At 65.9% G+C, this 20,005-nt stretch carries 23 protein-coding genes; 10 read left to right on the forward strand and 13 right to left on the reverse strand.

Going from position 1 to position 20,005, the window contains the following annotated elements; genetic code table 11:
- The first annotated feature begins 73 nt into the window (after positions 1–73).
- Both FAS41_RS00100 and FAS41_RS00105 read left to right on the forward strand, forming a co-directional pair.
- Positions 74–397 (forward strand): DUF3392 domain-containing protein, encoded by a 324-nt coding sequence (locus tag FAS41_RS00100; RefSeq protein WP_017520106.1) that lies wholly within the window; start codon positions 74–76, stop codon positions 395–397.
- A gap of 44 nt (positions 398–441) precedes the next feature.
- Positions 442–696: a hypothetical protein gene (locus FAS41_RS00105; RefSeq protein WP_088415946.1), complete on the forward strand. Its 255-nt coding sequence runs from the start codon at positions 442–444 to the stop codon at positions 694–696.
- 183 nt (positions 697–879) lie between these two features.
- Here the strand turns inward: FAS41_RS00105 and FAS41_RS00110 are convergent, their stop codons facing one another.
- From FAS41_RS00110 to FAS41_RS00130, 5 genes are all read right to left on the reverse strand, one after another.
- On the reverse strand, positions 880–2,226 hold the full coding sequence (locus FAS41_RS00110; protein ID WP_138519708.1) for a DUF1329 domain-containing protein: 1,347 nt from the start codon (positions 2,224–2,226) through the stop codon (positions 880–882).
- Between the two features lie 169 nt (positions 2,227–2,395).
- The gene (trmB, locus tag FAS41_RS00115) at positions 2,396–3,067 is read right to left on the reverse strand and encodes a tRNA (guanosine(46)-N7)-methyltransferase TrmB (RefSeq protein WP_218939096.1); all 672 of its coding nucleotides are present in this window, start codon (positions 3,065–3,067) and stop codon (positions 2,396–2,398) included.
- Positions 3,068–3,202: 135 nt separating this feature from the next.
- Entirely contained in the window at positions 3,203–4,009 is an 807-nt protein-coding gene (locus FAS41_RS00120; protein ID WP_045213012.1) for a thiazole synthase, read from the reverse strand.
- Between the two features lie 54 nt (positions 4,010–4,063).
- Positions 4,064–4,264 (reverse strand): sulfur carrier protein ThiS, encoded by a 201-nt coding sequence (thiS, locus tag FAS41_RS31010; protein ID WP_017520101.1) that lies wholly within the window; start codon positions 4,262–4,264, stop codon positions 4,064–4,066.
- 100 nt (positions 4,265–4,364) lie between these two features.
- Positions 4,365–4,733, reverse strand: coding sequence for a DUF423 domain-containing protein (locus FAS41_RS00130; protein ID WP_138519710.1), 369 nt, complete (start codon positions 4,731–4,733; stop codon positions 4,365–4,367).
- Positions 4,734–4,765: 32 nt separating this feature from the next.
- On the opposite strand from FAS41_RS00130, the gene mtgA reads away from it, so the two are divergent.
- Positions 4,766–5,488 (forward strand): monofunctional biosynthetic peptidoglycan transglycosylase, encoded by a 723-nt coding sequence (mtgA, locus tag FAS41_RS00135; RefSeq protein ID WP_138519711.1) that lies wholly within the window; start codon positions 4,766–4,768, stop codon positions 5,486–5,488.
- On the opposite strand, the gene FAS41_RS00140 is transcribed toward mtgA, so the two are convergent.
- The 5 genes from FAS41_RS00140 to ftsY form a co-directional block, all read right to left on the reverse strand.
- Complete coding sequence (locus FAS41_RS00140) at positions 5,485–6,099, reverse strand: hypothetical protein (RefSeq protein ID WP_138519712.1); 615 nt, start codon at positions 6,097–6,099, stop codon at positions 5,485–5,487. The genes mtgA and FAS41_RS00140 overlap by 4 nt on opposite strands.
- Before the next feature lie 82 nt (positions 6,100–6,181).
- Positions 6,182–7,036 (reverse strand): RNA polymerase sigma factor RpoH, encoded by an 855-nt coding sequence (gene rpoH / locus FAS41_RS00145; protein ID WP_045213023.1) that lies wholly within the window; start codon positions 7,034–7,036, stop codon positions 6,182–6,184.
- 110 nt (positions 7,037–7,146) lie between these two features.
- On the reverse strand, positions 7,147–8,157 hold the full coding sequence (ftsX, locus tag FAS41_RS00150; protein WP_138519713.1) for a permease-like cell division protein FtsX: 1,011 nt from the start codon (positions 8,155–8,157) through the stop codon (positions 7,147–7,149).
- A complete protein-coding gene (gene ftsE, locus FAS41_RS00155) occupies positions 8,157–8,828 on the reverse strand; it encodes a cell division ATP-binding protein FtsE (protein WP_138519714.1) in 672 nt (223 codons plus the stop codon). Before ftsE ends, ftsX begins: the two co-directional genes overlap by 1 nt.
- Positions 8,825–10,264 carry a signal recognition particle-docking protein FtsY gene (gene ftsY, locus FAS41_RS00160; RefSeq protein ID WP_138519715.1) on the reverse strand — a complete coding sequence of 480 codons (1,440 nt, stop codon included), beginning with the start codon at positions 10,262–10,264 and terminating at the stop codon, positions 8,825–8,827. Before ftsY ends, ftsE begins: the two co-directional genes overlap by 4 nt.
- 205 nt (positions 10,265–10,469) lie before the next feature.
- Between ftsY and FAS41_RS00165 the strand changes: the two genes are divergently transcribed.
- Genes FAS41_RS00165 through FAS41_RS00180 form a run of 4 tightly spaced genes read left to right on the forward strand, consistent with a single transcriptional unit; the run spans position 10,470 to position 14,510 of the window.
- Positions 10,470–11,840 carry a M16 family metallopeptidase gene (locus FAS41_RS00165; RefSeq protein ID WP_138519716.1) on the forward strand — a complete coding sequence of 457 codons (1,371 nt, stop codon included), beginning with the start codon at positions 10,470–10,472 and terminating at the stop codon, positions 11,838–11,840.
- Entirely contained in the window at positions 11,833–13,344 is a 1,512-nt protein-coding gene (locus FAS41_RS00170; protein ID WP_138519717.1) for a M16 family metallopeptidase, read from the forward strand. The genes FAS41_RS00165 and FAS41_RS00170 overlap by 8 nt, the downstream gene beginning before the upstream one ends.
- Positions 13,344–13,952, forward strand: a complete 609-nt coding sequence (gene rsmD, locus FAS41_RS00175) for a 16S rRNA (guanine(966)-N(2))-methyltransferase RsmD (protein ID WP_138519718.1) — start codon at positions 13,344–13,346, stop codon at positions 13,950–13,952. Before FAS41_RS00170 ends, rsmD begins: the two co-directional genes overlap by 1 nt.
- 3 nt (positions 13,953–13,955) lie before the next feature.
- Positions 13,956–14,510: a hypothetical protein gene (locus tag FAS41_RS00180; protein ID WP_138519719.1), complete on the forward strand. Its 555-nt coding sequence runs from the start codon at positions 13,956–13,958 to the stop codon at positions 14,508–14,510.
- A 5-nt stretch (positions 14,511–14,515) separates the two neighbouring features.
- Here the strand turns inward: FAS41_RS00180 and FAS41_RS00185 are convergent, their stop codons facing one another.
- Together FAS41_RS00185 and FAS41_RS00190 are read right to left on the reverse strand one after the other, a co-directional pair.
- Complete coding sequence (locus FAS41_RS00185; protein WP_138519720.1) at positions 14,516–15,511, reverse strand: tetratricopeptide repeat protein; 996 nt, start codon at positions 15,509–15,511, stop codon at positions 14,516–14,518.
- A 71-nt stretch (positions 15,512–15,582) separates the two neighbouring features.
- Positions 15,583–15,936 (reverse strand): hypothetical protein, encoded by a 354-nt coding sequence (locus FAS41_RS00190; protein WP_138519721.1) that lies wholly within the window; start codon positions 15,934–15,936, stop codon positions 15,583–15,585.
- Positions 15,937–16,043: 107 nt separating this feature from the next.
- On the opposite strand from FAS41_RS00190, the gene FAS41_RS00195 reads away from it, so the two are divergent.
- Together FAS41_RS00195 and FAS41_RS00200 are read left to right on the forward strand one after the other, a co-directional pair.
- The gene (locus tag FAS41_RS00195) at positions 16,044–17,039 is read left to right on the forward strand and encodes a hydrolase (protein WP_171049416.1); all 996 of its coding nucleotides are present in this window, start codon (positions 16,044–16,046) and stop codon (positions 17,037–17,039) included.
- A gap of 82 nt (positions 17,040–17,121) precedes the next feature.
- A complete protein-coding gene (locus FAS41_RS00200) occupies positions 17,122–17,538 on the forward strand; it encodes a GNAT family N-acetyltransferase (protein WP_138519722.1) in 417 nt (138 codons plus the stop codon).
- A 105-nt stretch (positions 17,539–17,643) separates the two neighbouring features.
- Here FAS41_RS00200 and FAS41_RS00205 read toward each other — a convergent pair whose 3' ends face one another.
- A complete protein-coding gene (locus FAS41_RS00205) occupies positions 17,644–18,297 on the reverse strand; it encodes a TetR/AcrR family transcriptional regulator (RefSeq protein ID WP_138519723.1) in 654 nt (217 codons plus the stop codon).
- 244 nt (positions 18,298–18,541) lie between these two features.
- Between FAS41_RS00205 and FAS41_RS00210 the strand changes: the two genes are divergently transcribed.
- Complete coding sequence (locus FAS41_RS00210) at positions 18,542–19,972, forward strand: coniferyl aldehyde dehydrogenase (RefSeq protein ID WP_138519724.1); 1,431 nt, start codon at positions 18,542–18,544, stop codon at positions 19,970–19,972.
- Positions 19,973–20,005 lie beyond the last annotated feature (33 nt).

A 20,005-nucleotide genomic window follows, 5' to 3' on the forward strand; every position in this document is an offset into this window, starting at 1 on the left:
GATCAGCACCGGGCGACGGCATCCTCGCCCGGCGTGTACACTCCCCGGCGACTCTGAATCCCAAGGAGCCCCAATGGACTTCGCGCTCGACCTGATTGCCAACGTCTCCCGCTGGTGCCGTGGCCACCTGTCCGACATCGCCCTGGCGATCATGGCAACGGTGCTGGTGCTGTTCGGCCCGGCGATCAACGCCTGGGTGCAGCAGCGCATCGGTAGCCTGAACTTCGTCTTCCGCACCTTGTTGTTCGTGCTGATCTGCGCCGTGGGCTACGGCCTGGCGATGGTCTTCGTCACCCCGTGGCTGGCCAAGGGCCTGGGTTACTTCAACAACTACACCCTGGCACCCGTCCTGCTGCTAGTGTTCTTCGTGATTGGCATGATCGCCGACCGCAGCTGACCTGCGGGCCTCCGGCGGTTGGCCACCCACCCGCCGGAGGACACATGAAGCCGATCAAGCATCTCTACCTGCACTTCTCCGATGGCCAGCGCCTGGCGCTGCGCTTCCCGCAGCAGAGCGACGACCCCGCCGAAGTAGCCCGCGGCATCCGCAAGCAGATGGAGTCGCCAGTCATCAGCATCGAGGTGGACGGCGACCTGCTGATCATTCCGCGCTCCAGCATCAAGTACCTGCAGATCAGCCCGGCGCCGATGCGCATGCCGGAAACCACGGTGCTGGGCGCGGAGTTGATCGAGTAACACAGCGCCTGGAACGGAACATCGCCGAGGGCACAATTTTTTGTAGGAGCGAGCTTGCTCGCGAACCGGCCCAGCACCGGCACTGCCGGACGGCACGTTCGCGAGCAAGCTCGCTCCTACAGGCTCCGCCCACACAGATCGCGCAGGTAAACGAAGGCCGCCTCGCGGCGGCCTCTGCTGGACTCAGTTGCCCTCGCGGCGCAACGCCTGCGGGGTGAAGTCGCGCGGCCCCAGCGGGACCTTGAAGTCGTACATCGGCTCGTTGTTGTCCAGGCCGTCGACGAAGTAGCGCTTGCCTTCGAAGTCGTACAGCGCTTCCAGGGTGCTGAGCACCATGGGTACGTCGTAGTAGTTGATCGGGTGCACTTCCTGGGCGCGGATCAGCTTGCCGTCGGCGTTGTAGATGTCCGAGGCGAGGATCTGCCAGCTGTCCTCATCCAGGTAGAAGCGGCGCTTGGCGAACGGATGGCCCATGCCCTTGCGCAGGGTCGCCTCGACCACCCAGACGCGGTGCGGCTCGTAGCGCAGCAGCTCGGGGTTGAGGGTCTTGGTCCTGAGGATGTCGGCGTAGGGAATACCCTTCTGGTGCACCGCGTAGCTGTTATACGGCACGAGCATTTCGCGCTTGCCCAGCAGTTGCCACTCGTAGTGGTCCGGCGCACCGTTGTAGACGTCCACGGTGTCGGCGGTGGCCAGACCGTTGGTATCAGGCTGCAGGGTGTCATAGGCCAGGCTCGGCAGGCGACGCACGCGGCGCTCGCCGCTGTTGAAGCGCCAGGCCTTGCGGATCGACAGTACCTGGTCGATGGTCTCCTGCACCACCAGCGCAGAGCCGGCGAGCTTGGCCGGGGCGACGATGTTGTACTTGTAGTAGAACAGCGTGTTGTTCAGGTCCTGCGGGGTCATGCCCTCGCGACCGTAGTTGAAGTACACGTAGCGATCGAGCTTGAGCAGGTTGTAACTGCCGCTGGCGAGCACGGCGGCCTGGTTGGTCACCATGTGAATCTGCTCGCCACGGTAACGCATGATGTGGTTCCAGATGGCTTCCAGGCCGGTCTTCGGCATCGGGAACGGCACGCCGGCGGCGGCGCCCTGTACGCCGTTGCCGTCGGCGATCAGCTCGGCATTCTCGGCGTTGAAGCGAGTGGCGTCATAGATGCGCTGGGGCAAGGACGCGCTGCGGCGGCTGGGGAAGACGCGCAGGTAGTAGTCCGGGTTTTCCTGCAGCAGCGCCTGGGTGCCGGGGGTGAGCAGCGCCTGGTACTGCGCCAGGTTCTTGCTGTCGATCTTGTACTGAACGGCATCGGCGGCGTACGGATCGAGGTGGTGGGTGCCGGGCTGGTAGCCCGCCGGGGCGCTGGTGATGCCTCCCGTCCACGCGGGAATGGTGCCACTGGCGTTGCCGGCCATTTCCGCCCCCATCGGCGTCAGGTCGCGGCCCAGTCGAGCAGCCTCGGTGGCATCGACTTTCGCCTGCGCCGGCAGGGCCCACGCCCCCGCCATCAGCAGTACAGCAAGTTTCTTCAACACAGCAGACTCCTTTGCGACGGACTCCTGTCCATCACTCTTATTTTCGTCCGCGGCGGATGCCGCTTTTTATTCAGGAGGTGAGGGTGGCCTTGGCGGCCTGCCGGGTGGTCCCGGTCTGTAGGGTGTTGGTGCGTGAAAAAGGCCTGCTGTGCAGGCCTTCTCCGATACCTCAGTCGACGCGCTCGAACTTCAGGTCCCAGACGCCATGCCCGAGCCGCTCCCCGCGACGTTCGAACTTGGTGACCGGACGCTCTTCCGGGCGCGGCACATAGGTATTGTCCGCCGAAAGGTTGCGATAGCCGGGTGCGGCATTCATCACTTCCAGCATGTGCTCGGCGTATTGCTCCCAGTCGGTGGCCATGTGCAGCACGCCACCGACCTTCAGTTTCTGCCGCACCAGCTCGGCCCAGGCCGGCTGCACGATGCGACGCTTGTGGTGACGCGACTTGTGCCACGGGTCCGGGAAGAACAGCAGCAGGCGATCCAGGCTGGCGTCGGCCACGCAGTCGCGCAGCACTTCGATGGCGTCGCAGCTGTAGACGCGAATGTTGGTGAGGTTCTGGGTCAGCATGCCGTTGAGCAGTGCGCCAACACCCGGACGGTGCACTTCCACACCGATGAAGTCCTGTTCCGGCGCAGCGGCGGCCATCTCCAGGGTGGCGTGCCCCATGCCGAAGCCGATCTCGAAGGTACGCGGCGCCTGGCGCCCGAATACCTGGTCGAAGTCCCGCGCGCCGTCGGCCAGTTCCAGGCCGTACTTCGGCCAGCCCTGATCGAGGCCGCGCTGCTGGCCTTCGGTCATGCGTCCGGCGCGCATCACGAAGCTCTTGATGGCACGCATCGGCCGGTTGTCGGCGTCGGGCTGGTTCGCGGGCTGATTCTCGGGAATGTCACTCATGACTCGGACCTTGCGGGTAAATGCACACGCGGGCCGGCTGCCTTCGGCAAACCGGCCCGCGCGTCGGGATGGAAATACTTAGTTGATCAGACCGGTCATCGGCGACGACGCGCTGGCGTACAGCTTGCGCGGCATACGGCCGGCCAGGTAAGCCAGGCGGCCGGCGACGATGGCGTGCTTCATGGCCTCGGCCATCATCACCGGGTTCTGCGCGTGGGCGATGGCGGTATTCATCAGCACGGCCTCGCAGCCCAGCTCCATGGCGATGGTGGCATCGGAGGCAGTGCCCACGCCAGCGTCCACCAGCACCGGAACGGTGGCTTCTTCGAGGATGATGCGCAGGTTGTACGGGTTGCAGATGCCTAGGCCCGAGCCGATCAGGCCGGCCAGCGGCATCACCGCGATGCAGCCGATCTCGGCCAGCTGGCGCGCGATGATCGGGTCGTCGCTGGTGTACACCATGACGTCGAAGCCGTCCTTGACCAGCACTTCGGCGGCCTTGAGGGTTTCGACGACGTTGGGGAAAAGGGTCTTCTGGTCGGCCAGGACTTCCAGCTTGACCAGGTTGTGTCCATCCAGCAGCTCACGGGCCAGACGGCAGGTACGCACGGCCTCGACGGCGTCGTAGCAGCCGGCGGTGTTCGGCAGGATGGTGTAGCGATCCGGCGGGATCACGTCCAGCAGGTTGGGCTCGCCCGGGTTCTGACCGATGTTGGTACGGCGCACGGCGACAGTGACGATCTCGGCACCCGAGGCTTCGATGGCGACGCGGGTCTCTTCGAGGTCCTTGTACTTGCCGGTGCCGACCAGCAGGCGCGAATTGTAGGTACGGCCAGCCAGGGTAAAGGGCTTGTCGACCGGCAGGTTGGAGTTGGTTTGGCTCATCGGATCACTCCTGAAGGAAAGGCGGGCGGGGCCTGAAAGTCTGGGAGGCGGCTGCTAGCCGCCACCGATGGCATGCACCACTTCCACCTGGTCGCCTTCGCTCAGGGCGGTGGCGGCGTGCTGGCTGCGCGGCACGATGTCCTGGTTGAGCTCGACCGCGACACGCTTGCCGGTGAGGTCGAGACGCTCGAGCAGGTTGGCGACGCTGTGGCCGTCGGGCAGCTCGAAGGGTTCGCCGTTCAACTGAATACGCATGGGCGGGACGGTCGTTGCTGGAGGGGGTCGCATTCTAGCCCGATCACGCCCGATGACCAAGTTACCGGAGCGTCGCACTCGGGCTTTTCTGACGTCCGGGTCAACCCAGGCGGAAGGCCGCGGCCAGCAGCAGCGCCCAACCGATCAGGAAGAACAGGCCGCCGATCGGGGTAATGATGCCCACGCCCAGTCCAGCCAGGGTCAGCAGGTAGAGGCTGCCGGAAAACAGCAGGATGCCGACAGTGAAGGCCCAGCCGGCAAGGCTGACCAGGGTGCCGCCGACATGCGCCGAGAGCAGCGCCACACCGAACAACGCCAGGGCATGCAGCATCTGGTAGTGCACGCCGGTCTGGAACACCGCCAGGTACTCGGGTGTGAGCTTGCTTTTCAGGCCATGGGCGGCGAAGGCGCCGAGGGCGACCCCGGTGAAACCGAAGAAGGCGGCGAGCATCAGGAAAGTACGCAGCATGGGACAGCTCCAGACAGGTGAGTGCCGCTATAATGGCCCGCTCATCCGCCCAGTCAAAGCCTCGAATGCCCAAGCTGCTCCGTCGCCTGCTGAAGATCACGCTCTGGTTCGTCGCCATCAGCGTCGGGCTGGTCATCGTCCTGCGCTGGGTACCGCCGCCGGGAACCATGGTGATGGTCGAGCGCAAGGTCGAGTCCTGGTTCAACGGGCAGCCCATCGACCTGCAGCGCAGCTGGCGCCCCTGGGACGAGCTGCCTGACAGCCTCAAGCTCGCGGTGATCGCCAGCGAGGACCAGAAGTTCGCCGAGCACCACGGCTTCGACCTGCCGGCGATCCAGAAGGCGTTCACTCACAACGAACAAGGCGGCAAGGTTCGTGGCGGCAGCACCATCAGCCAGCAGGTGGCGAAGAACGTCTTCCTCTGGACCGGCCGCAGTTGGGTACGCAAGGGCTTCGAGGCCTGGTTCACCCTGCTGATCGAGACTTTCTGGTCCAAGCAGCGGATTCTCGAGGTCTACCTCAACAGCGTGGAATGGGATGCCGGCGTATTCGGCGCCCAGGCCGCTGCCCAGCACCACTTCGGCGTCGACGCCAAGCGCCTGTCGCAACAGCAGTCCAGCCTGCTGGCCGCCGTGCTACCCAACCCGCGCAAGTGGAGTGCCGGCAAGCCCGGTCCTTACGTGCGCCAGCGCGCCTCGTGGATTCGCCAGCAGATGTGGCAGCTGGGCGGCAGCGACTTTCTCGAACGCCTTTAAGGCGTCTCGCTGACCTTGAGGGTATTGCGCGGCACCACCCGCACCCATTGCAGGGTGCCATCGCGGTGCAGCAGGGTCATGCCCTTCTCCGGATAGACCCAGGCCTCGCCGCCATCCACTTGCAGGCGCAGGCGCGGGTCGCCCAGGCTCACCGCCAGGCGACCGACCGCCAGGTCTTCCTGCGGCGCCAGCGCCAGCTCGGAGACCGGCTTGTTCCCCAGTTGGCCCATCAGCTCGGCGCTTAGCGGCTGGTCCCTGCTGGTCGGCTGCATGCCGGTGGCCTTGGCCAGGCTGGCATGCTCGGCGTCGCTCAGGGCCAATTCCGCCTCGACGTGCCAAGGCCCCTCTTCCGTCACCAGCCTGCCGCGGTAATGCAGTTGCGGGCCGTCCTGGCTGGCGGTCAGCCACAGCTCGCCGGCCTGCTGATTCTGCAGATCATTCAGAGTGAGCTTGTCGTCGGCCAGCGGCTCGAAGACCTTTTCCTTCCAGTCGTTGAACCACTGCGGCGGCTTGGGCGGCGCCGAAGTACGAGCAACCCAGGTGCCCAGGCCGAAGGCCAGCAGGGCGATGACCAGGAAGAACATCCCGTGGACGGGACGCAGGCGCGGCATGGGACTCTCCAGACGCTGAATGCGGGCAGAAAAAAACCGCACCAGGGTGCGGTTCGCGACTCGCAGGGCGCGTCGAAGCCGGTCAGGCTTCGATGCGACCCTTGAGCTTGTTCATCGCGTTCTTTTCCAGCTGACGAATCCGCTCGGCGGACACGTTGTACTTGGCCGCCAGGTCGTGCAGGGTCGCCTTCTCCTCGGCCAGCCAACGCTGGTAGAGGATATCGCGGCTGCGGTCGTCCAGGCCTTCCAGCGCCTCGTGCAGGCTGGCGGTGGAGCTGTCGCTCCAGTCCGCTTCCTCCAGCTGGCGCGCCGGGTCGTAGCGATGGTCTTCCAGATAGTGCGCCGGTGACTGGTAGGCGCTCTCGTCGTCGGCATCCGCCGCCGGGTCGAAGGCCATGTCCTGCCCGGTGAGACGGCTTTCCATCTCGCGGACTTCGCGGGCCTCGACACCGAGGGTTTCCGCGACGCGGTGCACTTCGTCGTTGCTCAGCCAGGCCAGTTTCTTCTTCTGGCTGCGCAGGTTGAAGAACAGCTTGCGCTGCGCCTTGGTGGTCGCGACTTTCACGATCCGCCAGTTGCGCAGGATGAACTCATGGATTTCCGCCTTGATCCAGTGGACGGCGAACGACACCAGGCGCACACCCATTTCCGGGTTGAAGCGCTTCACGGCCTTCATCAGGCCGACGTTGCCTTCCTGGATCAGATCGGCCTGGGCCAGGCCGTACCCGGAATAACTCCGGGCGATGTGCACAACAAAGCGCAGGTGCGCCAGAACCATTTGCCGTGCCGCTTCCAGATCTTGCTGGTAGAAGAGGCGTTCGGCCAGTTCGCGCTCCTGCTCCGGCGTCAGCAGCGGAATGCTGTTCACCGAGTGCACATAGGCTTCCAGGTTCGCACCGGGAGCCAGGGCATAAACAGGTTGCAGAGAAGTGGTCATGCGAATCCTCCGATTCACGAAACTCGCGCAGTGTAGCACTGCGAAATCTGACTGCAAGCGGGTGTAAAAGTTCCTTTACACCCACTTAACCCCAGTAAATTCAGGGGGTTTCAGCGCGGCGCCAGCTCACGCAGGTGGCGCGCCACGGCCAGCCAGGCGCCGATCCAGCCCAGCAGCACGGCGCCCACAGTGAGCGACAGGCCGTCGTCTACCGGTACGCCCGCCAGGCCGAAATCACTGCCGTACAGCCCGGCCAGGTTGACCACGGAGCTGTTCAGCCAGTCCAGGCCGAAGGCCAGCAGGGCCCAGGACAGGATGCCCGCACCCAGGCCATAGAGCGCGCCCATATAGAGGAAGGGGCGGCGCACGTAACCGTCCGTCCCGCCAACCAGCTTGATGACTTCGATTTCGTTACGGCGGTTTTCGATGTGCAGGCGGATGGTATTGCCGATCACCAGCAGCAGAGTCAGCACCAGCAGGAGCGTCAGGCCGAAGACGAAGCGGTCACCCAGCTTGAGGATTGCCGACAGCCGCTCGACCCAGACCAGGTCCAGCTGCGCCTGTTGTACACCCGGCAGTTCCGCCAGCCGTTGACGCAAGGCATCCAGCTGGGCTTTGTCGATCTGCTTGGGCGTCACCGAAATCACCGCCGGCAGCGGGTTGTCAGGCAGTTCCTTCAACGCTTCGCCGAGGCCGGACTGCTCCTGCAGTTCTTTCAGCGCGTCGTCGCGACTGATCAGCTGCGCCTCGATCACATCGGGCATTTTCTCGATCTGTTCGCGCAGGTCCTGGCCCTGGGCCTCGCTGGCCTTCAGGTCAAGGAACAGGGAAATCTGGGCGGCGCGCTGCCAGGAGCCGCCAAGGCGCTCCACATTGTTCAGCAGCAGCGACAGGCCCATGGGCAGGCTCAGGGTGATGCCCATCACTAGGCAGGTGAAGAAGCTGCCGAATGGGTGGCTGACCAGGCGGTGCAGGCTGTCCATCAGGCTGGCGCGGTGGTTTTCCGCGTAGGCCGAGAGGGAGGCGCTGTGATCCTGGTGTTCGTTGTCGTCCGGGCGCTCGCGCGTATTGCGCGTGGGGGTGCCTTCTTCGTCGCCGCGGGGCAGGTCATTGGCGCTCATCAGGCGTTCTCCTCACGATCGGCGATGATCCGCCCGCGCTGCAGGGTGATCATCCGGTGGCGCATGCGTGCGATCAGCGCCAGGTCGTGGCTGGCGATCAGCACGGTGGTGCCCAGACGGTTGATGTCTTCGAACACGGACATGATTTCCGAGGCCAGGCGCGGGTCGAGGTTACCGGTGGGCTCGTCGGCGAGCAGCAGGGCCGGACGGTGTACCACCGCACGAGCGATGCCGACGCGTTGCTGCTGGCCGGTGGAAAGGTCGGACGGACGGTCCTCGGCCTTCTCCTTGAGGTTCACCCGATCCAGGGCCGCTTCGACGCGATAGGCGATGTCCGCCTTGGGCAGGCCGAGGATCTGCATCGGCAGGGCGACGTTGTCGAATACGCTGCGGTCGTCGAGCAACTGGTGGTTCTGGAACACCACGCCGATCTGCCGCCGCAGGAAGGGAATCTGCGCGGTGGAGATGCGCGAGACGTCCTGCCCGCCGAGCAGCAGCTTGCCGGAGGTGGGCCGCTCCATCGCCAGGATCAGGCGCAGCAGGGTGCTCTTGCCCGCGCCGGAGTGGCCGGTGACGAACATGATCTCGCCGCGCGGCACGCGGAACGAAATCTCGTGCAGGCCGACATGGCCGTTGGGATAGCGTTTGCCAACCTGCTCGAAACGGATCATGCGATTTCCCGGGTCTCGAAAAGTGCACGGACGAAGGCGTCAGCCTCGAAGGTTCGAAGATCGTCGATCCCTTCGCCGACACCGATGTAGCGGATCGGCAGGCCGAACTGCTTGGCCAGGGCGAAGATCACCCCGCCCTTGGCGGTGCCGTCCAGTTTGGTCAGGGCCAGGCCGGTGAGTTCCACGGCGTTGTTGAACTGCTTGGCCTGGTTGATGGCGTTCTGCCCGGTGCCGGCATCCAGCACCAGCAGGACTTCATGTGGAGCCGTCTCGTCCAGCTTGCCGATCACGCGGCGCACCTTCTTCAGCTCTTCCATCAGGTTGTCCTTGGTGTGCAGGCGACCGGCGGTGTCGGCAATCAGCACGTCCACGCCACGGGCCTTGGCCGCCTGCACGGCGTCGAAGATCACCGAGGCGGAGTCCGCGCCAGTGTGCTGGGCGATCACCGCGATGTTGTTGCGCTCGCCCCAGACCTGCAGTTGCTCGACAGCGGCGGCGCGGAAGGTGTCGCCGGCGGCCAGCATGACCTTCTTGCCATCCAGCTGCAGCTTCTTGGCCAGCTTGCCGATGGTGGTGGTCTTGCCGACGCCGTTCACACCGACCACCAGGATCACGTAGGGCTGCTTGTCGGTGGTGATGGTCAGCGGCTGCTCGACAGGACGCAGCAGGCCGGCCAGTTCTTCCTGCAGGGCCTTGTACAGCGCTTCGCTGTCGGCCAGTTCCTTGCGCGCCACGCGCTTGGTCAGGTTCTGCACGATGGTGGTGGTGGCTTCGACCCCGACGTCGGCCGTCAGCAGGCGGGTCTCGATCTCGTCCAGCAGGTCATCGTCGATGGCCTTCTTGCCCAGGAACAGGCTGGCCATGCCTTCGCCGAGGCTGGCGCTGGTCTTCGACAGGCCCTGCTTGAGGCGGGCGAAGAAGCCTATCTTGGCCGGTTCACTGGTAGCAGGCTTGGCCTGCGGTTCGGGTTCAGGTTGCGGAGCGGGCTCGGGTTCCGGCTGGGCGACCACGACGGGCGCTTCGGCAACGGGGTCGGGCTGAGCCGGTGCGGCGACAGGCGCCTGCTCGACGGGGGCAACTGGTTGCGCAGCGGGCTGCGGCGCCTCGGCAACGACCGGCTGCGCGGCGGGCTGCGGCTCAGGTTGCGGGGCGGGTTGCGCCAGCGGCTCGACCGGCACGCTGGCCGGCACCACGTCGACTATCGGCTCGGGCGTCGGTTCCGCTGCCAGCTCGGCACGCGGGGCGACCGGCTCGGCCTGGGCGGCGGGAGCCTGCTCGGTGGCGGGAACCGGTTCGACGGCAACAGGCTGTTCTACCTGCGGCTCGGCTTCGGCGGCGGGTTGTTCCTCGGCCTGTGGCTTCTTGCGCCACCAGCCGAACAGACCCTTCTTCTCCCCGGCTGGCGGGGCCTTCTTGTCGTCGTTGGAACCAAACATGTAGGGATCGAATCTCTAGGGGGCGCCACACAGGCAGGCAACAAAGAGCCAGGCAGAAAAAAGCCTCGAAACAGCTTTGAGAAGCCCTGAACGTGGCCGCCCGGAAAACGGATGGGTATCCTAGCATCTCCTCGCCCGCCGGGGTTAAGAGGCTGGCCGCCAGCCTGCATAGACCCCGCGGACAGCCCGAAAGGTTCAGTCCACGATGAAAACCCTTGCACGCCGCCATGCCGGCCTGTTGCTCGGCTCCCTGTTGCTGCCGCTGATGGCGAGCGCCGCGGAACCACAGCCCACCCACGAATACACCCTGGACAACGGCCTGAAGGTCGTCGTCCGCGAAGACCATCGCGCCCCCGTGGTGGTCTCCCAGCTCTGGTACAAGGTCGGCTCCAGCTACGAGACGCCCGGCCTCACCGGTCTCTCCCACGCCCTGGAGCACATGATGTTCAAGGGCAGCCGCAAGCTCGGCCCTGGCCAGGCCTCGCTGGTACTGCGCGACCTCGGTGCAGAAGAGAACGCCTTCACCACCGACGACTACACCGCCTATTACCAGGTGCTCGCCCGCGACCGCCTGCCGGTGGCGCTGGAGCTGGAAGCCGACCGCATGGCGCACCTCGCCCTGCCGGCCGACCAGTTCAAGAGCGAGATCGAGGTGATCAAGGAAGAACGCCGCCTGCGCACCGAGGACAAACCCAGCGCGCTGGCGTTCGAGCGCTTCAAGGCCGCCGCCTACCCCGCCAGCGGCTACCGCACGCCGACTATCGGCTGGATGGCCGACCTGCAGCGCATGACCATCGACGACCTGCGCCACTGGTACCAGGCCTGGTATGCGCCGAACAACGCCACCCTGGTGGTGGTCGGCGACGTCACCGGCGACGAGGTGAAAGCCCTGGCGCAGAAGTACTTCGGCGAAATTCCCAAGCGCGACCTGCCCGCCGCACGCAAACCGCTGGAGCTGGCCGAGCCGGGCGAGCGCCGCCTGAAGCTGCACGTGCGCACCCAGCTGCCCAGCCTGATCATGGGCTTCAACGTGCCGACCCTGGGCAGCAGCGACGACGCCAAGCAGATCAACGCCCTGCGCCTGATCTCGGCGATTCTCGACGGCGGCTACAGCGCACGCCTGGCCGCCCGCCTGGAGCGCGGCGAGGAAATCGTCGCCGGGGCCTCGGCCTCCTATGACGCCTTCTCCCGCGGCGACGGCCTGTTCTTCCTCTCGGCCACGCCCAACGTGCAGACCGGCAAGACCCTCGACCAGGTCGAGGCCGCCCTGTGGAAGCAACTGGAAGACCTCAAGCAGAACCCGCCGAGCAAAGAGGAACTGGAGCGTGTGCGCGCCCAGGTCATTGCCGGGCTGGTCTACGAGCGTGACTCCATCGCCGGGCAGGCCAGCACCATCGGCGAGCTGGAAAGCGTCGGCCTCGGCTGGCGCCTGGCGGACAAGGACCTGGAAGCCATCCAGGCGGTCACCGCCGAAGATATCCAGCAAGCTGCCCGCACCTATTTCACCCGCTCCCGCCTGACCCTCGCCCAGGTCCTGCCGGAAGTCGCCACCGACAAGGAGCCGAGCCATGAGTGAACGCAATGGCCTGCGCTACGGCCTGGTCGGGCTGATCGTCATCGCGCTGATCGCCGGACTGGTGCTGTTCGTTTCCCGCCCCGTCGCCGCGCCCGAAGCGGTCACGCCGGCGCCCGCTCAACCGGCCGCCGCTGAAAACGCTGCGCCCACCGGCCTGCAATCGCTTGCCGAAGCCGCCGGCAAGGCGCCCAGCCACCGCAAGCTGAACATCCAGCAATGGCAGACCGCCGAAGGCGCCCGCGTGCTCTTCGTCGAAGCCCATGAGCTGCCGATGTTCGACCTGCGCCTGACCTTCGCCGCCGGCAGCAGCCAGGACGGCGACAGCTACGGCCTGGCCATGCTGACCAACGCCATGCTCAACGAAGGTGTGCCCGGCAAGGACACCAGCGCCATCGCCGCGGGCTTCGACGACCTGGGCGCCAACTTCAGCAATGGCTCCTACCGCGACATGGCCGTAGCCGGCCTGCGCAGCCTGAGCGAGCCGACCAAGCGCGACGCAGCGCTGGCGCTGTTCGACCAGGTGATCGGCCAGCCGACCTTCCCCGAGGACGCCCTGGCGCGCATCAAGAACCAGGTCATGGCCGGCTTCGAGTACCAGAAGCAGAACCCCGGCAAGCTGGCGGGCCTGGAGCTGTTCAAGCGGCTCTATGGTGATCACCCCTACGCCCACTCCAGCGACGGCAACGAGAAATCGGTGCCGAAGATCAGCGTTGCCCAGCTGCGCACCTTCCACCAGAAGGCCTACGCCGCCGGCAACGTGGTCATCGCACTGGTCGGCGACCTGACCCGCGAGCAGGCCGAAGCCATCGCTGGCAGCGTCTCGAAATCCCTGCCCAAGGGCCCCGCCCTGCCGGCGCCGGGCGAGCCGCAGACACCCAAGGCCGGCGTCACCCACATCGAGTTCCCGTCCAAGCAGACCCAGCTGATGCTGGCGCAGCTGGGCATCACCCGTAACGACCCGGACTACGCCGCGCTCTACCTAGGCAACCAGATCCTCGGCGGCGGCGGCTTCGGTACTCGCCTGATGGATCAGGTGCGCGAGAAGCGCGGCCTGACCTACGGCGTGTATTCCGGCTTCACCGGCATGCAATCGCGCGGGCCGTTCACTATCGGCCTGCAGACCCGCGCCGAGATGAGCGAAGGCACCCTCAAGCTGGTCCAGGACATCGTTCGCGACTACCTCGACAAGGGCCCGACGCAGAAGGAACTAGATGACGCCAAGCGCGAGCTGGCCGGCAGCTTCCCGCTGTCCACCGCGAGCAACGCCGACATCGTCGGCCAGCTGGGCGCCATCGGCTTCTACAACCTGCCGCTGGATTACCTGGAGACCTTCCTCAGCCAGGTCCAGGGCCTGAGCGTGGAGCAGGTGAAGGCCGCAATGCGCCGCCACCTCGACCCGGACGCCTTCGTCATCGTCACCGCCGGCCCCACGGTGCCGCAGCAACCGCTGCCACCGCCCACCGACAAACCCGCCGCGCAACCTGCCGGCGTACCGGAGCACTGATGAGCAAACGACCCGGCGGCGCCCCGCGCGCCGCACAAAAGCCCCACCGCGGCCAGGGCCAGCTGCGCATCATCGGCGGCGAGTGGCGCAGCCGGCGCTTCGCCTTCCCTGACGGTCCGGGCCTGCGCCCGACCCCGGACCGGGTGCGCGAGACGCTGTTCAACTGGCTGGCGGCCTACGTCCCCGGCGCCCGCGTGCTCGACCCCTTCGCCGGCAGCGGTGCGCTGTTCCTCGAAGCGCTGTCCCGCGGAGCCAGCGCGGGCCTCGCGCTGGACACCAACGGTGAAGCGGTGGCCGCCCTGCGCAGCACTCTCGACACCTTGAAGTGCGCCAACGGCCAACTGGTGATGACCGACTCGCTGCGCTACCTGGATAACCAGGCCGCGCAGCCCTTCGACCTGGTCTTCCTCGACCCGCCGTTCCACCAGGACCTGCTGCAGAACACCTGCCGCCTGCTGGAAGAACGCGGCTGGCTGGCCAAGGACGCCTGGGTCTACACCGAAAGCGAAGCCGTACCCTCCAGCCTCGGCCTGCCGGCCAACTGGCGGCTGCACCGGGAGAAGAAGGCCGGTTCGGTGCATTACGCGCTGTGGCAGCGGGAAGGCTGACGGATGCCGGACGCCCTGCGCGAACAACTGCTGGCGCTGGACGAGCGCTGTTTCGAACAGCCCGCCAGCGACTGGGCCGGTAACGTCACCCTGCCCGCCGAGCTGGCACGCTTCTATCGCGAAGTCGGCCCCTGCGACTGCAACCTGGATACCGCCGGCAATCCGTTCTTCATCCCCTCGCTGGCGAAGCTGTGGAAGCAGCAGGCCGGCTATCGCTGGCACGGCCTGACCGGCGAGCGGCTGGCAGGGTGGAGCGAGGACTGGATCGTGGTGGCGGACCAGGGTGCCGACCCCTTCATCTTCGAGTGCTCCACCGGCCGGATCCTCTTCGACCAGCATGGCGGCCCGTGGGCCCCGGCACCGATGTTCGATGACCTCTGGCAGATGACCGCCTGCCTCGCCACTTTCGCCCGCGTGTGGCGCGGCGCGGGCGAGGACATCTTCGCCGAGGATTACAGCGTCAACCCGGTCTACCGCCGTGAGCTGATCAGCGAGCTGGCAAAGCTGCTGGGAGACTCCCGTCGTGCGGAAGACCTGGCCGACGAATTCGGCTGGTAGCGAGCCTACTGGCTCGCCGGCTCCGCCGCGTCGACGGCCTCGGCTGCATCGACTGCGCTGGCCTCCACGGCCTCCGGTTCAGGCGAGGCGCTCTCCACACCGCGATTGGCGTGCCGGCGATCGGGTACGCCCGAGCAGTCGGCGCTGCCGGACAGCTCCCCATCCAGCGCGGCATGGGTCCAGTTTTCCAGGCGGGTGTACCAGGCCGCGTCCTCGGCAGTCTTCAGCCAGGCGATGGCTTCCGCGTCCTGCTGCTGCGCGGCCTTTTCCAGCCAGAGCCGTGCCTGCAGCTTGTTCATGCCGGCACCGGAGCCGTTCCAGTAGGCCTCGCCGACCTTGAACTGGGCGCGGGCATTACCCTGGGTCGCCGCCTTGCAGAACCACTGGAAGGCCTTTTCCCGGCTGGCGGCGTAGCGATCCTGCAGCGCAGCCTCTTCCTCGGAAGCAGCGTCGTAGATGCCCTGGGAGTCATCCAGGTAGAACCATCCCAGGTTGGTTTCGGCGTCTTCGCTGCCGGCCCCCGCTGCGCGTTCGAACCAGGTGCCGGCCTTGACCCGGTCCTTGTCGACGCCTTCGCCGCCCCAGTAGAGGACGCCCATCTCGTTCTGCGCGCCAGCGTCGCCCTGCTCCGCGGCCTTGCGGAACCAGCGTGCCGCTTCCGCCTTGTCCTCCGGGCCGCCGTCACCGTCGCGATAGAGCATCGCCAGCTGGATCTGTGCGCGAGCCATCCCGGCCTCGGCGGCCTTGCCCCACCATTTGCGCGCGCCGGCGTAGTTCTGCTGCTGGTAGAAGTAGGCGCCGAAATCGAACAGGGCTTGCGGCTTGCCCGTCTCGGCGGCCTGGTGGAGGCGGGTGAATTCGGCGAACAGCTGCTCGCCGCGCCCGTCACCCTGCTCGGTACCGGGCGGCGCCTCACTGACGTCGGGCGAAGCGCCCTCGGCCGAGGCGAATGTGGGCAGGGCCAGTGAAAGAGCGGACAGGAAAACCCAACGGCTGAACATACGTGACAATCCTCATGTCGGTTGAAGCGGTCGGCCGTCCCGGCTCGACCTTGTGGCGGTGGTTGCAGGTCTCAGATCGACTTGCCGACATCGACGGTGCTGGTGCGCACCAATTCCACGCCGTCGACCACCATTTTCCATTGGTTACCATCCTGGTAAGGCGGCCTGGAGACCTTGAAGTGCGTGTCGAACGGGCCGAATCCCACGGTGAAACCGTCGGCTTCGTAGCGCTTGATCGGCGCCTCGATGGACTTTGAAGTACTGCCCGAAACCCGCTTGTAGGCGACGCGGCCATCCGCCGTGACCAGCAGGCTCATCTGCGGTGAGGTCCACAAGCCAACGTAGGAGCGGTGCTCCTGCGGCACCGGTTCACCGCACGCGGCCAGCCACACGACCAGGCTCAACGCCGCGATTTTCTTCCACATTCCATCCCCTCCTTTGCGTGGGTTTTCCTGGCGACGATGCATGAGGCATCCATCGTACGGCCGACTTGGCGTTACTATCACAACTCGTCGGCCCCATTCGATCCGTGATGACTATACCCTCCCCGTTCAAACCCGCCTGGTGGCTACCCGGTCCGCACCTGCAAACCCTGTATGGCTCGCTCGCACGCAAGGCGCCCAGCCTCGAGCGCACCCGCGAGCGACTGTGGCTGGAGGATGGCGATTTCATCGACCTCGACTGGCACGGCCCGCATGAAGCGGACGCGCCGCTGGTGCTGGCGCTGCACGGGCTGACCGGCTCGTCGTCCTCGCACTACATCCTTGGCGTGCAGCAACAGCTGGCGGCGCAGGGCTGGGCCAGTGTCGCGCTGAACTGGCGCGGCTGCTCGGGCGAGTCGAACCTGCTGCCCCGCGGCTACCACTCGGGCGTCAGCGAGGACCTCGCCTCGGTGGTTGCCCACGTCCGCGCGAAGCGGCCAATGGCGCCGCTTTACGCGGTGGGATATTCGCTGGGCGGCAACGTGCTGCTCAAGTACCTGGGCGAAGCCTCGGACAGCTGCCCGCTGCAGGGCGCGGTGGCAGTGTCGGTACCCTTCCGCCTGGACCAGTGCGCCGACCGTATCGGCATTGGTTTCTCCAGGGTCTACCAGGCGCACTTCATGCGCGAACTGGTGGCCTATGTGCAGACCAAGCGCCAGGCATTCGCCGCCGGCGGCCACGCGGAAAACCTCGCCGCTCTGGAACGCCTCGGGCCGCTTGATGGCATGCGCACCTTCTGGGATTTCGACGACCGGGTGACCGCGCCGTTGCACGGTTTCGCCGATGTGCACGATTACTACCGCCGCGCCTCCAGCCGCTATTACCTGGGCGGCATTCGCGTGCCGACACTGATCATCCAGTCCAGCGACGATCCCTTCATCCACGCCCACAGCGTGCCGCAACTGGACGAGCTGTCCGCTTCGACGCAGATGGAGCTGCTGCCCCATGGCGGCCATGTCGGCTTCATCGGCGGATCGCCTGGGCGTCCGGACTATTATCTGGAGCGCCGCATCCCGCAGTGGCTGCGCGAACGACGAGAAGCCTGACTGCGCTGGATCAGCCCAGCAGTTCGGGAATGAGGCAGACTGGAACTGCACCAGGAAGGAAACGCCAGAAAGGAGCGCCGCCATGCACGACACGCCGCTGACGATCCTGCAGAACCCGCCGCTGAGCAACGCTCAGTGCGCCGCTATCGCCGCGCTTTACCGCGCCGTGGGCTGGGGCTCTCCTGGCACTACCGCGGAACTGCGCGATCTCTACGAATACTCCAGCTACTTCCTGCTGGCCCTGGACGGTGAACAGGTAGTCGGCCTGTTGCGCGCGGAAAGCGAGACGGCGCAGACCACCTGGCTGGCGGAGATCGCCGTACTGCCGAGGCTTCAATTGCGTGGAACGGGCCTGGCGCTGATGGCGCGTTTCCTCGCCGATCACCCTGACCGCACGCTTTATACCGATGCCACCGAAGGCGTGGAGGAGTTCTTCCTGCGCCACGGCATTGCCCTGCGCCGGCCGAGGGTGCCGGGGCCGCGCAAGGAGGATGCGTAACTTCGCAGGTCGAGTATTCGGCGGATAACGCTGGCGCGTCATGCGCCCTACACGGGCGTTCGGCGCAGGGCGAATAACCTTTCACGGTTATCTGCCGACGAAATCTCAGCCTTCCAACGGCACGTACAACCGATCGAACACCGCCGCCACCGCCTCGCGGAAGGGCTCGGCGATGTGCCCGCTCTCCAGCGCCAGCACCTGGTAGATGCCGCGCCGCATCAATGCCTCGCTGAGGTCGCTGGCCACTTCGCGGGTGGTGCAGAGGTAGCGCACCCACGAGGTGAGGATGATCCAGGCGTTGAGGGTCAGGGCCTCGAGCTGGGGTTCGTCCATCTGCAGGATGCCGGCGTCGACGAAGCCCCGGTAGATCGCCTTGGCGTTGTCCATCGCGCGGCGGGCGAAGGAGCGGTAGCCGGCGGCCAGTTCCGGATCGGAATCCAGCAGGTGCTCCAGATCGCGGTGCAGGAAGCGGTAGTGCCACATCGCGGCGAGCAGCGCCTCCAGGTAGAAAGTCTTGTCCTCCACCGTTAGCGCGCGGCCTTCGGGCAGGTGCAGGAACTGGTCGACGTGGCTTTCGTACTCGGCGAACAGCTGGGCGATGATCACCTGCTTGTTGCGGTAGTGGTAGTACAGGTTGCCCGGCGAGATGCCCAGGTGCGCGGCGATGTGGTTGGTGGTGACGCTGCGTTCGCCCTGGGCGTTGAACAGCTCAAGGCTGGCCTGGGCGATGCGGTCACGGGTGTTGATGCGTGGTGCCATTGCCAAAACTCATCGAAGCGGATTGCGCGGACGCAAAGGTACACCGATTGCTACCGCCTGACACAACTGTCGGGTTCGCCCAACTTTTCGTTGGCTGGGCCCGGCGGCGCGGAACCGGCATGCTGATTGACACTCTAGAGCAATTGCTCTAAAAAACCAGCGACAGCATAAAAACGCGAAGCATCCGGGTTCCTTGCGTGAATCTCCGGAGAGCTTCCCCACCCGCTTCCGTCAGGAGCCCGTCATGGTTGCCGATATCGCCTACCTGCAGCAGACCCAGCAGCAGATCAGCCAGCTGGAAACCCTTCTCGAACGCCAGCGTCAGGCGTACCGCGCCAACCCGATGCCCGACGCCGGCCAGCGCATCCAGTGGCTGAAAAGCCTCGCCAACCTGCTGGTGACCGAGCAGAAGGCGATCATCGATGCGATCAACAGCGACTTCAGCAATCGCTCCGCCGACGAGACCCTGCTCGCCGAAGTGATGCCCAGTCTGCACGGCGTGCACTACGCGGCCAAGCGCGTGAAGAAGTGGATGAAACCCTCCCGACGCAGCGTGGGCATGCAGTTCATGCCGGCTTCGGCCAAGGTCATCTACCAGCCGCTGGGCGTGGTCGGCGTGATCGTGCCGTGGAACTACCCGCTGTTCCTCGCCATCGGCCCGCTGACCGGGGCGCTGGCCGCCGGCAACCGGGTGATGATCAAGATGAGCGAGTCCACCCCCGAATCCGCCCGCGTGCTGAAGCAACTGCTGGGCAAGGTATTCCCCGAAGACCTGGTCGCCGTGGTGCAGGGTGAGGTCGACGTCGGCGTGGCCTTCTCCAAGCTGCCCTTCGACCACCTGCTGTTCACCGGCGCCACCAGTGTCGGCAAGCATGTGATGCGCGCCGCTGCCGAGAACCTCACCCCGGTCACCCTGGAGCTGGGCGGCAAGTCGCCGGCCATCGTGTCCTCCAGCGTGCCGATGAAGGATGCCGCCGAGCGCATCGCCTTCGGCAAGTCGCTCAATGCCGGGCAGACCTGCGTGGCGCCGGACTACGTGCTGGTGCCGCAGAACCGTGTCGACGAGTTCGTCGAGAGCTACCGCCAGGTGGTCCAGGGCTTCTTCCCGAAACTGGAGAACAACCCCGACTACACCGCGATCATCAACGAGCGCCAGCTCGCGCGCCTGAACGGCTACCTCGCCGATGCCCAGGCCCGTGGCGCCACGGTCGTGCCACTGTTCCCGCAGGCCCAGGGCCGCCGCCTGCCGCAAGCGCTGGTACTGAACACCACCGACGAGATGAAGATCATGCAGGAAGAGATCTTCGGCCCGCTGCTGCCGGTGATCCCCTACCAGAACCTCGACCAGGCGCTCAGCTATATCAACGAGCGCGACCGCCCGCTGGCACTGTACTTCTTCGGCTACGACAAGCGCGAGCAGGACCATGTACTGGCCCAGACCCATTCCGGCGGCGTGTGCCTGAACGACACCCTGCTGCACGTCGCCCAGGACGACATGCCCTTCGGTGGCGTCGGCCCGTCCGGCATGGGCCACTACCACGGCCACGAAGGTTTCCTGACCTTCTCCAAGGCCAAGGGCGTGTTCAGCAAGCCTCGCTTCAACGCTGCGCGAGTGATCTATCCGCCCTACGGCAAGTCGCTGCAGAAGCTGGTCTACAAGCTGTTCATCCGCTGACCGGCGACCTATCAACCCCAGGTGCCCTTTAAC

This window comes from Pseudomonas nicosulfuronedens (genome assembly GCF_005877905.1).
Taxonomy (GTDB): Bacteria; Pseudomonadota; Gammaproteobacteria; order Pseudomonadales; family Pseudomonadaceae; genus Pseudomonas; species Pseudomonas nicosulfuronedens.